12 protein-coding genes and 1 pseudogene are annotated in these 13,732 nt (G+C 65.4%); 8 read left to right on the top strand and 5 right to left on the bottom strand.

Annotated elements, in window-relative coordinates; translation table 11 throughout:
- Window position 1 precedes the first annotated feature (1 nt).
- Window positions 2-502 (bottom strand): peptide deformylase, encoded by a 501-nt coding sequence (locus tag C8K44_RS16070; protein WP_109576804.1) that lies wholly within the window; start codon window positions 500-502, stop codon window positions 2-4.
- Between the two features lie 47 nt (window positions 503-549).
- The gene (locus C8K44_RS16065; RefSeq protein WP_109576803.1) at window positions 550-1,515 is read right to left on the bottom strand and encodes a LysR family transcriptional regulator; all 966 of its coding nucleotides are present in this window, start codon (window positions 1,513-1,515) and stop codon (window positions 550-552) included.
- 60 nt (window positions 1,516-1,575) lie between these two features.
- Here C8K44_RS16065 and C8K44_RS16060 point away from each other — a divergent pair, with 60 nt between their 5' ends.
- Together C8K44_RS16060 and C8K44_RS16055 are read left to right on the top strand one after the other, a co-directional pair.
- Window positions 1,576-2,994 (top strand): MFS transporter, encoded by a 1,419-nt coding sequence (locus C8K44_RS16060; RefSeq protein WP_109576802.1) that lies wholly within the window; start codon window positions 1,576-1,578, stop codon window positions 2,992-2,994.
- Window positions 2,995-3,020: 26 nt separating this feature from the next.
- Entirely contained in the window at window positions 3,021-4,073 is a 1,053-nt protein-coding gene (locus C8K44_RS16055) for an alpha/beta hydrolase (RefSeq protein ID WP_199227111.1), read from the top strand.
- 34 nt (window positions 4,074-4,107) lie between these two features.
- On the opposite strand, the gene C8K44_RS16050 is transcribed toward C8K44_RS16055, so the two are convergent.
- Entirely contained in the window at window positions 4,108-4,545 is a 438-nt protein-coding gene (locus C8K44_RS16050; protein ID WP_109576801.1) for an Lrp/AsnC family transcriptional regulator, read from the bottom strand.
- A 130-nt stretch (window positions 4,546-4,675) separates the two neighbouring features.
- Here C8K44_RS16050 and C8K44_RS16045 point away from each other — a divergent pair, with 130 nt between their 5' ends.
- The 3 genes and pseudogenes from C8K44_RS16045 to C8K44_RS16035 all read left to right on the top strand — a co-directional run bounded on the left by C8K44_RS16045 (window position 4,676) and on the right by C8K44_RS16035 (window position 10,075).
- The gene (locus tag C8K44_RS16045) at window positions 4,676-7,732 is read left to right on the top strand and encodes an aminotransferase class III-fold pyridoxal phosphate-dependent enzyme (RefSeq protein WP_109576800.1); all 3,057 of its coding nucleotides are present in this window, start codon (window positions 4,676-4,678) and stop codon (window positions 7,730-7,732) included.
- A 121-nt stretch (window positions 7,733-7,853) separates the two neighbouring features.
- A pseudogene (locus tag C8K44_RS16040) lies at window positions 7,854-8,866 on the top strand (amino acid ABC transporter substrate-binding protein).
- 168 nt (window positions 8,867-9,034) lie between these two features.
- The gene (locus C8K44_RS16035) at window positions 9,035-10,075 is read left to right on the top strand and encodes a P1 family peptidase (protein ID WP_109576799.1); all 1,041 of its coding nucleotides are present in this window, start codon (window positions 9,035-9,037) and stop codon (window positions 10,073-10,075) included.
- On the opposite strand, the gene C8K44_RS16030 is transcribed toward C8K44_RS16035, so the two are convergent.
- Together C8K44_RS16030 and C8K44_RS16025 are read right to left on the bottom strand one after the other, a co-directional pair.
- Window positions 10,072-11,511 carry an amidohydrolase family protein gene (locus C8K44_RS16030; protein ID WP_109576798.1) on the bottom strand — a complete coding sequence of 480 codons (1,440 nt, stop codon included), beginning with the start codon at window positions 11,509-11,511 and terminating at the stop codon, window positions 10,072-10,074. The genes C8K44_RS16035 and C8K44_RS16030 overlap by 4 nt on opposite strands.
- A gap of 61 nt (window positions 11,512-11,572) precedes the next feature.
- Window positions 11,573-12,262 (bottom strand): GntR family transcriptional regulator, encoded by a 690-nt coding sequence (locus tag C8K44_RS16025; RefSeq protein ID WP_109576797.1) that lies wholly within the window; start codon window positions 12,260-12,262, stop codon window positions 11,573-11,575.
- Between the two features lie 221 nt (window positions 12,263-12,483).
- Here C8K44_RS16025 and C8K44_RS16020 point away from each other — a divergent pair, with 221 nt between their 5' ends.
- The 3 genes from C8K44_RS16020 to C8K44_RS16010 are packed head-to-tail and all read left to right on the top strand — an operon-like array spanning window position 12,484 to window position 13,716.
- On the top strand, window positions 12,484-12,798 hold the full coding sequence (locus tag C8K44_RS16020; RefSeq protein WP_109576796.1) for a helix-turn-helix domain-containing protein: 315 nt from the start codon (window positions 12,484-12,486) through the stop codon (window positions 12,796-12,798).
- Window positions 12,799-12,800: 2 nt separating this feature from the next.
- Window positions 12,801-13,265, top strand: a complete 465-nt coding sequence (locus tag C8K44_RS16015) for an SRPBCC family protein (RefSeq protein WP_109576795.1) — start codon at window positions 12,801-12,803, stop codon at window positions 13,263-13,265.
- A gap of 34 nt (window positions 13,266-13,299) precedes the next feature.
- Complete coding sequence (locus tag C8K44_RS16010; protein ID WP_109576794.1) at window positions 13,300-13,716, top strand: GFA family protein; 417 nt, start codon at window positions 13,300-13,302, stop codon at window positions 13,714-13,716.
- The last annotated feature ends 16 nt before the right edge of the window (window positions 13,717-13,732 follow it).

Below are 13,732 nucleotides of genomic sequence, written 5' to 3'. Positions count from 1 at the left end.
GCTATAGGGATCGCTGCAGCTTCTCGAAACGCTTGACCAGCCGGTCGCGCTTCAGCTTCGACAGCCGCTGGGTCCAGAACATCCCGTCGAGCTGGTCGATCTCGTGCTGGTGGCAAACCGCAAGAAGCCCCTCGGCCTCTTCGATCCGCTCGATGCCGTCGAGATCCTGATAGCCGATGCGGACCCGCTTATGCCGGCGGATCTCGTCGGTCACCCCGGGCATCGAGACGCTGCCTTCGGTATGCATCAGCATCTCGTCGGAGGCCCAGAGTATCCCGGGATTGACGTAGGTCTGCGCACTTTCGGGACCTTCGAGCTGAAGCACCACGACCCGCTTTGCGACGCCGATATGAGGCGCGGTGATGCCGATGCCGGGTGCCGCGCGCATCGTGTCGAGCAGGTCGGCCGCGAGTTCGCGAAGGCCCTGGTCAAAGGCCACCACCGGCTCGGCTGCCTGGCGGAGGCGCGTGTCGGGAAATCTCACGATTGTTCGGATCGTCACGTCTGGTCTCCGCCTCGGGCAGGGCTCGCAGGCGCATAGCGCGAAAGTCAGCGTCCTGCCAGCGCGGCGTGGCCCGCCAGCAGCTTGCCCGCCTCGCTGCTCAACTGGTCGATCAAGAGCCTGACGCCGGGCAGCATGCCGCGATGAGCGGCGTAGACCAGCGAAATGTCTAGCCCCGGTCCGGCCCACTCCGGCAGCACCGGCACGGCCAGTCCATGCTCGACCATCTTCCGGCCGACGAATGTCGGCAGCCGCCCGATGCCCAGTCCCGCCTCGATTGCTTCGGCGATGGCGCGCACGCTGTTGGCCGACATGCGCGGCTTGAACTCCACTTTCGCCGGTTTCTTCGTCGCATGGTGCAGCACCCATTGCTGCGTATCGGCGGGCGAAATCTGTTCGCCGATCAGCGGATAGGCTTCGAGCGCCTTGGGGCCTGACGGCAGCCCGTGCTCCACGACCAGCGCCGGTGCCGCAAACATCGAGGCTTCGGTGCTGCCGATCTTCCTGGCGATCAGCGTCGAATCCTTCAGCTTGCCGACGCGGATGGCGAGGTCGTAGCCCTCGGCGACGAGGTCGACATAGCGGTCGGAGACGTCGATCTCGCAGCGCAGCTTCTGATTGGCCGCGACGAAGCGTGCGATCAGCTGTCCCAGCCCGGCCTCGACCAGCACAGTCGACATCGTCAGCCGCAGTCGCCCGGAAGGCTCGGCCACCGCCTGCGCCGCTTCGTCGGCGGCGCGCTGCAAGGCATCGACGATCAGCCGGCCATGGATCAGGAACCGCTTGCCCGGCTCCGTCAGCGATTGCCGGCGGGTCGTCCGCGTTATCAGCCTGACGCCGAGATGCTCCTCGAGTTCGCCCACCCGCTTGCTGACCGTTGCCAGCGGCAGCCCCATTGACCGCGCCGCAGCCGTGAAGCTGCCGGTCTCGGCCACGCGGGTGAAGATCACCACCGCCTCGACCGGTGGCAGTCTTTCATCCCTTGGGACGACGCGTTGATTATCTCCATTCATGGATAGTCATTCCAGATTGAACGAATTATCGCTCAGAAGGGGATAATCTACTTTGTCCCCATGAACCAGATGTTTCCCCACTCCTCACCCGAAGCCGGCACGCCGGCACAACCCGCCTCGCTGATGCTCCTGATCATCTGCGGCGCCCAATTCCTGGTGGTCATCGATGCCGTAGTCCTCATGGTTGCCGGCCCCGCGCTGGCGCAAGCGTTCGGCGCCACCGAGCGCGATCTGCAATGGGTCTTCAATGCCTATGCCCTGGCCTTCGGCGGCTTGCTGCTGCTTGCTGGCCGTGCTGGCGACCGTCTCGGCCACCGCGGCGCCTTCGCTGCCGGCGCCGTCGTCTTCGCGCTTGCCTCGCTGATCGGCGGCTTGAGCGTCTCGATGCCGATGCTTATCGCTGCCCGCGCCCTGCAAGGTGCCGGCGCCGCCCTGCTCGCCGCCAATTCTCTGGCCTTGCTCACGCTGTACTATCCCTCCGGTCCGGCGCGGCTGCGGGCGCTTGGCCTGTTTGCCTCCTCGGCCACCGTCGGCGTCGCCTCGGGCACGCTGCTTGGCGGCCTGCTCACCAGCACTTTCGGCTGGTCGTCGGCACTGCTGATCAACGTGCCCATCGGGCTGGCCATGGCCTGGGCGACCCGCCGCGTCACCGGCGAGACCAGCGACGGCCAGGCTCCGGCCGCACCGATGGACTGGGCCGGCGCCTTCACCGCCACCCTCGGCTTTGGCGCGCTCACCCTTGCCATCGCGCAGACGTCGCATCCGACGCCGCTTACACTTGTCCTGTGGGTGGCGGCCGCCCTCCTGCTCGTCCTCTTCGTCTTCATCGAGCGCCGCAGCGTAGCACCGCTGCTCGACCTCGCCGTCCTGCGCAACCGCCCCGTCGCCGTCGCCAACGCCCTGATCTTCATCCATTCCGCCGGCCCGCTGACGTCGCTGTTCTTCGGCTCGCTCTACTTCCAGCAACTGCGTGGCCTCGACGCGCTCGAAACCGGGCTGCTGTTCCTGCCCTTCGCGCTTGCCTCGATCGTCGGTGCCCGCGCAGCGCCCGTGGCCATGGGCTACATGCCGCCACGCGGCATCGCCGCCCTCGGCTTTGCCCTGATGAGCCTGTCGGCTTTCGCCCTGTCGTTCCTGCCCGTCGCTGCCGGCGAACCCTACCTGCTGCTTACCATCGCAGCCTTCGTGGCAGGCGGTTTCGGCTCGTCATTCTCTTTCGTCAGCCTCACCGAAGCGGCTACCGCTTCGGCCCGCAACGGCGAGGCAGGCATGATCTCGGGGCTCACCAACACCTCGCTCCAGATGGGCGGCGCCTCGATCCTCGCCTTGCTGATATCAGTCACCGCCACCGTTCCGGCCGCAGCCGCCGCCCACGCCACGACCTTTACCGCAGCCGCCGTCATCCTGCTCTTCGGCGCGATAGCCGGCTTCTTCCTCTTCTCCGCCCCGTCGCGCCAAGCTGCCTCGGCCCGCCAGTAATCCACCACACTTCTCAGGAGACCAAGATGCGCCTCAACCGCAGGGAACTCGCCGCCATGTCCTTTTTTTCCGCTCTCATCCTGACGTCCGGCGCCCGCGCCGAAACGGCTGCGCCAGCCGCCGAACCGGTGGCCGGCATCGACCCGTTGATCCTCGTCGATCCCGAGCTTCGCCCGATCCTCGAGCACATCCCGCCGCTCGATCTCGGCATGTACAATCTTGAGGCGGTGCGCGCCGCCCAGTTTCCGCCGGCGCTGCCATTGCCCGCGATCCAGCCGCAGGACCGGTTCATCCGGGGCGGCGCCGGCAATCCGCGCCTGCGTGTCGTCGTGCTCGACCCCGCGCCGCAGGCCACAGGCAAGGCGGCGATCCTACATATCCATGGTGGTGGCCTCGTCGTCGGCAAGCCAGAGGTGGCGATCGCCGAGTTGCAGCAACTGGCCGCCGATCTCGGCGCAATCATCGTTTCGGTCGATTATCGCCTCGCGCCCGAGCATCCGTTCCCCGCCGGTCTCGACGACGCCTATGCTGCGCTCGAATGGATGCATCGTTCAGCCGGCGAGCTCGGCATCGATCCGACCCGCATCGCGCTGCTCGGTGAAAGTGCGGGCGCCGGCCTCGCCGCTGCCGTCGCGCTCCGGGCGCGCGACCGTGGCGAACTGCCGATCCGTTTCCAGGCCTTGCGCTACCCCATGCTCGACGACCGCACCGCCCTGCAAGCGCCGCCCGCCCATGTCGGCACCTTCATCTGGAACTGGCAGTCAAATTCCTTCGGCTGGGCCTCGGTGCTCGGGCGTAAGCCGGTGATGGACGCCGCACCCGAGGGCGCAGTTCCAGCGCGGGCGAACAGCCTGCACGGCCTTCCCGCAACCTGGATCGGCGTCGGCACGCTCGACCTGTTCGCCCGGGAATCGATGATTTTTGCCGGGCGCCTCGTCGAGGCAGGCGTGCCGGTGGAACTGTCGGTGGTTCCGGGCGCCTATCACGGCTTCGACACCATGGTTCCCGAAGCACGGGTCTCCGCAACCTTCATCGCCAGCTGGCGATCGGCGCTCCGGCGCGCCCTGCAGGCAAACTGACCGCTTGGCTTCCGGCGGTACCTGTTGCCGCCGGCTATTCCCGCCGTTCGATGTCCCGGCGCAGCACGATCAGCGTCGTCAGGTCTTGCACGCTTGGGTGCGTGGCGATGATGTCGCGCAGCGTGTTCAGCCGGTCGATCGAAGCCACCTCGACCTCGACCATCAGGTCGAGCTGGCCAGTCACCGACGAGACCCGCCGCACCTCCGAATAGCGTGCCAGCTGGTCGAGCACGCCCATCGAAGGCGTCGAGACCAGCGTCACCATCAGGAAGGCCGAGACCAGGTTGGGGTCCATCTGGCCGATATCGGCGCGATAGCCGCGGATGACGCCGCTCTTTTCCAGAGCCGCGACCCGTTCACTGGTGGCACTTCGCGACAGCCCGATGCGCCCGGCGAGCGTCTTCAGCGGGATGCGGGCCTCCTTAGACAGGATGCCCAGAATGTCCCTGTCCTTGGCGTCGAGTTCCTTCATTACCCGGTTCCGATCCGTGCCGTTAAAGTGCCGGTCCATGCAGTCATAGTGCCGGTGCAACCGGCGCTTTGCCGGATGCCCGATTTTTCGGCTCGTGCCAAGCTCCATCAACCGCAAATCCGGATAGCCCATGACCGACGTGACCCACCCCGCGCCCGCATTCTCCTTTGGCGAGGCCGCCGACCTGGCCGAGAGCCAATTTGGGGTGAGCGGTCGCGTTACCTCGCTCGACAGCGAACGCGATCAGAATTTCAAGCTCGCCGGCGACGATGGCTCCCAGTGGATACTCAAGGTCGTCAATGCCAGCGAGCCCGCCAGCGAGAGCGAATTCCAGGTGGCGCTGCTCGATCATTTGGCGCGTACCTGCCCCGATGTCGTCGCGCCGCGTCTCAGGACTTCGCATAACGGCACGCCGTTGGCCGAGGTCACAACTGCAGGCGGCGAACGTCATGCGCTGCGGCTGGTTTCGTGGCTGCCCGGTCTGCCGCTGGCCGAGGCGGCGCGAACCCCGAAGCTGCTCGAAAACCTCGGCCGCGCGCTTGGCCGGCTCGACGGCGCGCTGCAGGGCTTCATCCATCCCGGCGCGTTGCGTTCGTTCGACTGGGACATCCGCCAGGCCGGTGGCGCGCGCCAGCGCCTGCATCACGTTCCCGATGTCACGGACCGTGCCCTGCTGCGCCGTCTGCTCGATCATTTCGATGCCGCCGTGGCGCCTCGTCTCGCCGGCCTGCGCGCCCAGGTCATCCACAACGATGCCAATGACTGGAACGTGCTCGTCGACCAGGACGATCACGACCACATCGCTGGCATCATCGATTTCGGCGACGCGCTCTATTCGCCCGTCATCGCCGAGGTGGCGGTAGCCTGCGCATACTCGATCCTCGATGTCGAGGACCCGATCGGCGCCGCAGCCACGCTCGCCGCCGGCTTTCATGCCGAGTATCCGCTGCGCGAAGAAGAACTCGACGTCCTGTTCGATCTCATCGCCATGCGGCTGGTCATCTCGGTCACGCTGTCGGCCCAGCGCAAGGAAAAGACCGGCGACAATCCCTATCTCGCCATCTCGGAGGCGCCGGCCTGGCGGCTGCTGCGCCGCCTCGGCGCGATGAACCGCCGTTTCGCCACCGCCATCCTGCGCCATGCCTGCGGTTTCGAGGCAGCATCAGGCGCCCGGGCAGTCACTGCCTGGATCGACGCGAACCGGAAGGGCTTCGCACCAGTGCTCGACCGCCACCCCGCAACCCTGGTCAAGGCGCTGGTGCCATATGGCGATCCGGCCCACCCGATGACCGTCACCTCCGCTGGCCAGCAGCCCGACAAGGCCACCGCCTGGTGGGATGCCTGGTGCGCCGAGCACGGCGTCGATCTCGGCATCGGCCCGTGGGGCGAGGCGCGCACGGTCTACACCTCCGACATCTTCTGGTCGCGCTTCGTAGAGGGCGCCCGCCGGGTCCACCATCTCGGCCTCGACCTTTTCATGCCTGCGGGCACGAAGGTCTACACGCCGCTCGCGGCAACTGTGAAAAGCGTCGAGATTGAGGAAGACCCGCTCGGCTATGGCTGCCTCATCGCACTTCTGCACGAACCCGAGGGATGTCCGCCCTTCGTGACGCTCTGGGGCCACATGGCGCATGAGGCGATGGCGCGCCTGAAGCCGGGCGAGAAGCTGGACGCCGGCGCGCTCGTCGGCGAGATGGGCGCCCCGGCTGAAAACGGTGGCTGGGCGCCGCATCTGCATTTCCAGATTTCGACCGATCCCGATCTCACCGCCCGCGACATCCTCGGCGTCGGCGAGGCGCGTTATCTCGACGTCTGGGCCGAGCTGTTCCCGGATGCCGCAACGCTTGCCGGCATCCCGCCCGAGACATTTCACCAGACCGGCCGCACCCGCCCCGAGATCGTGGCGGCGCGGAAAGCGTCTTTGCTGCCCAACCTGTCGATATCCTATTCCGAGCCGATCAAGTTCGTGCGCGGCGAGGGCGCCTGGCTGATCGACGACCGCGGTCGCGCCTATCTCGACTGCTTCAACAATGTCTGCCATCTCGGCCATGCCCATCCCGACGTGGTCGAGGCCATTGCCAACCAGGCGGCCAGGCTCAACACCAACACGCGCTACCTGCACGACGCCATCGTCACCTATGCCGAGCGGCTGACCGCGACCTTGCCGGAGGGCCTGTCGGTCGCCTCCTTCGCCTGCTCTGGCAGCGAGGCCAATTCGCTGGCGCTGCGCATGTCGCGCACCTTGACCGGCAGCAACGACGCGCTGGTGCTCGACTGGGCCTATCACGGCACCACCCAGGAGCTGATCGACATCAGCCCCTACAAATACAAGCGTAAGGGCGGCAAGGGCCGGCCCGCCCATGTCTTCGAGGCGACCATCCCGGACAGCTACCGCGCGCCAAGCGAATGGCCGGTCGAGGAACACGGAAAACGCTTCGCCGAGAGCATCGCCGAACAGATCGAGACGATGCGCAAGCAAGGTCGTACGCCGGCCTTCTTCATCGCCGAATCCATCCCCAGCGTCGCCGGTCAGGTTTTTCTCCCAGAGGGCTATCTGAAGGAAGTCTACGCCATGGTGCGTGCCGCCGGCGGCCTCTGCATCGCCGACGAGGTGCAGGTCGGCTTTGGCCGCGTCGGCAGCCACTGGTGGGCCTTCGAGACGCAAGGCGTGGTCCCCGACATCGTCACCATGGGCAAGCCCATCGGCAACGGCCATCCCATGTCGGCGCTGGTCACCACGCGCGACATCGCCGACCGCTTCAACAACGGCATGGAGTATTTCAACACTTTCGGCGGCAACCCGGTGTCCTGTGCGGCGGGCCTCGCGGTGCTCGACGTCATCGAGCGCGACCGCCTGCGCGACAATGCGGCCGATGTCGGCGCCTATCTCGTCGCGCGCTTCCGCGACATGCAGCAGCGCTACGACGCCATCGGCGACGTCAGGGGGCAGGGCCTGTTCCTCGGTATCGAGCTGGTCACCGACCGCAAGACCAAGGCGCCGGCAACGGCCTTCGCCCGCAAGGTCAATGACGGGGCTCGTGCTCGCGGCGTGCTGATCGGCACCGAGGGGCCGCACGACAACGTGCTCAAGATGCGCCCGCCGATGATCTTCAGTCGTGCCAACGCCGATCATCTTATTGGCGTGCTTGAGGAGACCTTTGCGGCGGTTTTCGCCGAAGGGGCATAGCAGACCCGGGCGACAGCTACGCGCGGAGGAAAACAACGACAGGGCAATTCACGAACTTCCGGCGCCTCCACGCGCCGGCGGCAAGCAGAGGCTTTGCCTCGAAGCACCAAGGGAGGAAAACATGAGGAAGATTTTTGCTACGGCACTTCTGCTCGGCTCGGCCGCGATGGCCATGCCGGCGGCAGCCGACACCTTCGACATCGTCAAGCAGCGCGACAAGGTCACCTGTGGCGTCAGCCAGGGCGTCGCCGGCTTCTCGGCGCCCGACGATGCCGGCAAGTGGTCCGGCTTCGACATCGACTTCTGCCGCGCCGTCGCGGCAGCCGTGCTCGGCGACCCGGAGAAGGTCAGCTACGTGCCCCTGTCGACCAAGGAGCGCTTCACCGCGCTGCAGTCGGGCACGGTCGACGTGCTGTCGCGCCAGACCACCTGGACCTTGTCGCGCGATTCAGCCTCGGCATCCGTTTTGTCGGCACCGCCTATTATGACGGCCAGGGCTTCATGATCCGCAAGGAACTCGGCGTCGACAGCGCGCTCAAGCTCGACGGCGCCACCGTCTGCACCGAGCAGGGCACGACCACGGAGCAGAACGTCGCCGACTATTTCTCCGCCCACAAGATGAAGTACGAGCCGGTGGTCATCGATTCCGCCGACGGCATCATCAAGGCTTTCGACGGTGGCCGCTGCGACGTCTATACCACGGACGCGTCGGCCCTTTATGCCCAGCGCCTCAAGCTCACCGATCCCGCCGCCTACATCGTTCTGCCCGAGATCATCTCCAAGGAGCCGCTCGGACCCGCCGTGCGCCAGGGCGACGACAAGTGGTTCAACATCGTGCGCTGGACGCTGTTCGCGCTGCTCGAGGCCGAGGAGCTCGGCATCTCCAAGGACAATGCCGAGGCTGGCCTGACATCGGCCAACCCGGCGATCAAGCGCTTCCTCGGTGCCGAGGGCGACAGCGGCCAGCAGCTCGGGCTCGATCCCCGCTGGAGCTACAACATCGTCTCCAAGGTCGGCAATTTCGGTGAGATCTTCGAGCGCAATCTCGGCCAGTCGAGCAAGCTCAAGATCGATCGCGGCATCAACGCGCTGTGGAACGCCGGCGGCCTGATGTACGCCCCGCCGGTGCGCTGAGACTTCGAACCCGTGGGGTCGCGCGTCAGTGCGGCCCCATTTTGTGCATTCCGCAAGCCCGATCGCTCCCGCCACTTGGCGCGATGCAGACAGCACTGGACATCGGCCTCCATCTCGCCAAAAAGGGCGCGGTGGACCTGTAGGTTTTGGAGCGGGAGGCAGGCGGTCATGTCGATGATAGCGCGGGATTTCGGGATTTTGTGCGGCACGCTTGCGCCGGGCGCCCGCAATGCCATCACCGACGTGCCGGGGGTGCGAGTCGGCCACTACACCATCCGCTCTGGCGACCTCAATACCGGCGTCACCGCTATCCTGCCGCATGGGCAAAATCTCTATCGCCGCAAGGTGCTCGCCGCCAGTGATGTCATCAACGGCTTTGGCAAGAGCACGGGCCTCGTCCAGGTCGACGAACTCGGCACGCTCGAGACGCCGGTCCTGCTCACCAACACATTTGGCGTCGGCACCTGCGCCAACGCGCTGATCCGCGAGGCGATCGCCGCGAACCCGGACATTGGCCGGGAGACGGCGACCGTCAATCCGGTCGTCTGCGAGTGCAATGACGGCGCCCTAAGCGACATCCAGGCGCTGGCCGTCACCGAGGACCATGCCCGTATCGCGCTTGCCTCGGCGACCGGAGATGACGTCGCCGAGGGCAATGTCGGCGCCGGCGCCGGCATGAGCTGCTTCGGCTTCAAGGGTGGCATCGGCACCTCGTCGCGCCGCCTGAAGCTTGGCGGCAAGACCCATCATGTGGGCGTGCTGGTTCTCTCCAATTTTGGCCGCGCCGGCGATCTCGTCTTGCCCGACGGGCGCCGTCCGTCCCCTCGCGCCATCGCCGGCGCGGAAAAGGGGTCCGTCATCATCGTGCTGGCGACCGACATCGCGATGGAGCATCGCCAGCTCAAGCGCGTCGTGCGCCGCTGCGGCGCCGGCCTTGCCCGGCTCGGCGCCTACTGGGGCCATGGTAGCGGCGACATCGCCCTAGGCTTCAGCACCGCCACCACCTTCGACCATGACGAGCGCGACGATTTCATAGCCATGACCGCGCTCAACGAAGCCCGGATCGACGAGCTTTTCCGCGCCGCCGCCGAGGCGACGCAGGAGGCCGTGCTCAATTCGATGTGCGCGGCCGAGGCTGTGCGCGGACGCGCCGGCGATTTCCGTCCGTCGCTCGCCGACTGGCTGCGCTCTCAGGCCGCCTCGGCCTAAAGCGGCTGGCGCGCGTTGCGCCAGAAATCCTGTGGCTCTTCGAGCAGATGGGTCAGTCCGGTGCGCTCGAAGGCAAGCGCTGCCTGTTCGGCCGCGTCGGCGAGGATGTCGTCGGCGTCGAGATGGTCGGTCTTGCGCCCGCGCATCAAGATCTTGCCATTGACGATGACGGTGTCGACGTCGGCGGCGTTGGCGAAATGCGCCAGGCGCGTCACCGGCATCACCGGCGGGTAGAGATGCGGCTTGCGCATGTCGATCAAAATGATGTCGGCCTTCTTGCCGATCTCCAGGGAGCCGAGTTCGCTTTCCAGCCCGAGCGCCCTGGCCGCATCGATCGTCGCCATCTCGATCGTTTTGCCGGGCGGCAGGTAGGCCGGGTCGCGAAAGTGGCGGCGGTGATAGTGCATGCACTGCGCCATGTGGCGGAACATGTCGTAGCCGCGGTCAGGTGCGGCGGCATCCGAGCCTAGGCACACAGTGATGCCTGCCTCGATGAGTTCCGGCACCGGGCAGCGGCCATAGACGGACATGATCGCGCTCGGATTGTGGATGATCGAGGCGCCGGTTTCCTTCAGAGCCGCGAAATCTTCCTCGGTGAGGTCGACGCTGTGGCCCAGCAGTGCGAACTCACCGAGGACGCCAAGATCGCGCGCCAGCGCGATCGAGCCGTCGCGGTGGCCGTCCTGGGTGAACAGCACGCCCTTGCGACGGCGCAACTCCATGACTGCTTCGCCCATCTCGATGACGCGCTTGCGCGCGGCCGGTTCAGCGACATCATTGGCGTAATAGACCGGCATCACCAGGCACACGCCGGTGCCGCGGCCGAGAAGATCGTTCCAGCTGTCGATCAGGCTTTCGCTGACCTCGAGCTGGCGCTCGAACGTGACAGTCACATCCTGGGCCTGCCCGGTGCCTGAAGACTGGCGATAGCTGCGCGGGAAGGGCGGTCGGCCCGGTCCCACCGCCATGAAGGTGCGCAAGCCCGATTCCGCGGTTGCCCCGCTATGGGCATCGCCAAAGGCCGGGTCGTCGGTGCGGTAGATGTCGGCGCCGCCACCGAGCAGCGTCATTCCGGTGGTGATGCCGCCGCGCAGCCTTTCGAGCTGGGTCATCCGCGCCTCGGCGCGCCAGAAGGCCACGGTCGAGCCGCGCGCATAGATTTCCTCGCAAGCCTGGAACCAGGTGTCGAGGCCTGCACCGGCGTTGCGCACCAGACCATGGCCGGCATGGGAATGGGCGTCGATCAGGCCGGGCATCGCCACCATGCCGGTGCCGTCGACAACCTCCCGGGCATCGGAGGGCTCGGCATCGTGTTCGGTGCCGATGCCGCTGATACGGTCGCCAGTGACCGCGAGCCACGCCCGCTCGATCACCCGGCGTTCGGGATCGACGGTCACGGCGGTTACGTTGCGCACGAGGATGTCTGGCTGCGCCATGTCTTTTTGCCTTCAGTTAGGCCGGTGGGCCTCTCAGAGCATGTCTGCTCGAACATGGAACCTAGAGGCTGAGAATATCTTCCAGGTCGCGGGATACGACGCGCTCGCTTTCGAGGTCGAGCTGGTTTTCGATATGGGCGAGATGGTGATGCATGACCGCCAGCGCCTTCCTGGCGTCGCGCGCGGTAATGCTTTCAACGATCGCCGCATGCTCGTCGGGGCCGCAGTTGAGCACGTCCTTTTGTTGGTACATCGCCATGATCAGCGAGGTCCGCGAGACAAGATCGCGCAGCAAGGAGGCGAGGATCTGCGACTGCGCCAGTTCGGCGATCAGCATGTGAAACGCGCCTGACAGGCGGATGGCGCTCGCGACATCGCCATCTTGATGCGCCTTGCGCTCGTTGTCGACATGTTGGCGCAGGCGCTCGATGCCGGCGGAGCCGATCGTCGCGCACAGCCGCTCGACCAGCCGCTCCTCAATGGTGCGCCGCGCAAAGAACACGTCGCGCGCTTCTTCGATCGACGGCTTCGATACAAAGGCGCCGCGATTTGGAACCAGCGTGATCAGCCCGTCGCGGGCAAGGTTCTGCAGCACCTGGCGGATGCGTGCCCGGCTGGCGGTAAAGATATCGGCGAGCTGTTCTTCCTTCAGCCGCGTTCCGGGGCCGATCTGGCGCTCCGCAATGGCATTCCAGATCTTTTCGTAGATTTCCTGATCGGTGGCGTGTCGCTTGCCGGCCTCGGCGTCCATCCAACCCTCCTCGCAGTGCGTCCAAACTGTAATTCTGGAAACCATTGAATCTCAATCGCTCACAAGTCAACAAATTTGTCGACAACAATTGTTGACAATAATTGAATCGATCTCGGCGAGGCGGTTTTTGTTCGTGACGTCGGATCTCCAGCGCTGCCGCTGCTTCGATTTGACATGCAGGTATTTACCTGCATATTATGGCCCGTACATGAGTGAGGCCGATGGACGCTGACAAGGTTTTCAAAGCGCTGGGCGACCCGACACGCAGAAGGCTTCTTGATCTGCTGTGTGAAAACAACGGGCAGACGCTCGGCCAGCTTTGCGAGAACCTCGACATGGCCCGGCAGTCCGCAACCCAGCACCTCGAAATCCTGGAGGCGGCCAATCTGGTGAGCACGGTCAGGCGGGGCCGGGAAAAGCTTCATTTCATCAATCCCGTGCCACTGCACGAGGTCTACGAACGGTGGGTACGGAAATTCGAACGTCAGCGGCTGAGCCTGCTGCACGACCTGAAAAAGGAACTCGAAGGAGAATGACGATGACCCAGGAGAAAACCAGCTTTGTCTACGTGACCTACATCGTTTCGACGCCGGAAAAGGTGTTCGAGGCCATCACCAAACCGGAACTCGCCAGGCGCTACTGGGGCCATGAAAACGTCTCGGACTGGAAGCCCGGATCGAAGTGGGAGCATGTTCAGGCCAACGATGAGCGAGCTGTCAGGATTGTCGGCAAGGTCGTCGAGACCGCGCCGCCGCGTCGCCTCGTCATCACCTGGGCTGATCCATCCGAGGCGGCAAATCCGGATAGCTACAGCCGGGTGACATTCGACGTCGAGGAATATGACGACATGGTCCGGCTGACCGTCACCCATGATGAACTGGAAGCCGGCAGCGGCATGGCGAAGGGCATCAGCAAGGGCTGGCCGATCGTGCTGTCCAGCCTGAAATCCTTCCTGGAAACCGGCCGTCCCATCGATGTTTTCGCCAAGCAGAAATCGGCCTGATCCTGGCGCCGATCAGGACTTGCGGGAGAATGTTATGACCAAACGCTTCAGCGGCGGATGTGCATGCGGCGCGATCCGCTATGAAACGGGCAGCGAACCCATTTTCGAGAACCACTGCCAATGTCTGGATTGCCAGAAACGAAGTGGCACGGGGCACAGCTCCTATCTGACCTTCCCAAATCGCGCCGATATGACGATTACCGGTGAAGCGAACACGTGGCGGGTAGCGGCCGATAGCGGCAACGAAAAGGTCCACGCCTTCTGCCCGACCTGTGGAACGCCGGTCTATCTGACTTTTGTCGCTATGCCGGACCGGATTGCGGTCAACGCGGCGAGCCTTGACGACCCTGCGCAATTCAATCCGCGGGTGGTGACATACACCGTCCGCGGTCATGCCTGGGACGGGATGGACCCCGCCTTGCAGGCATTCGAGCGGATGCCGCCGGGATAAACGACCGGGCTCGACA

This window comes from Aminobacter sp. AP02 (genome assembly GCF_003148805.1).
In the GTDB taxonomy this organism is placed as follows: domain Bacteria; phylum Pseudomonadota; class Alphaproteobacteria; order Rhizobiales; family Rhizobiaceae; genus Aminobacter.
This window is presented reverse-complemented; position numbering and strand designations above follow the sequence as displayed.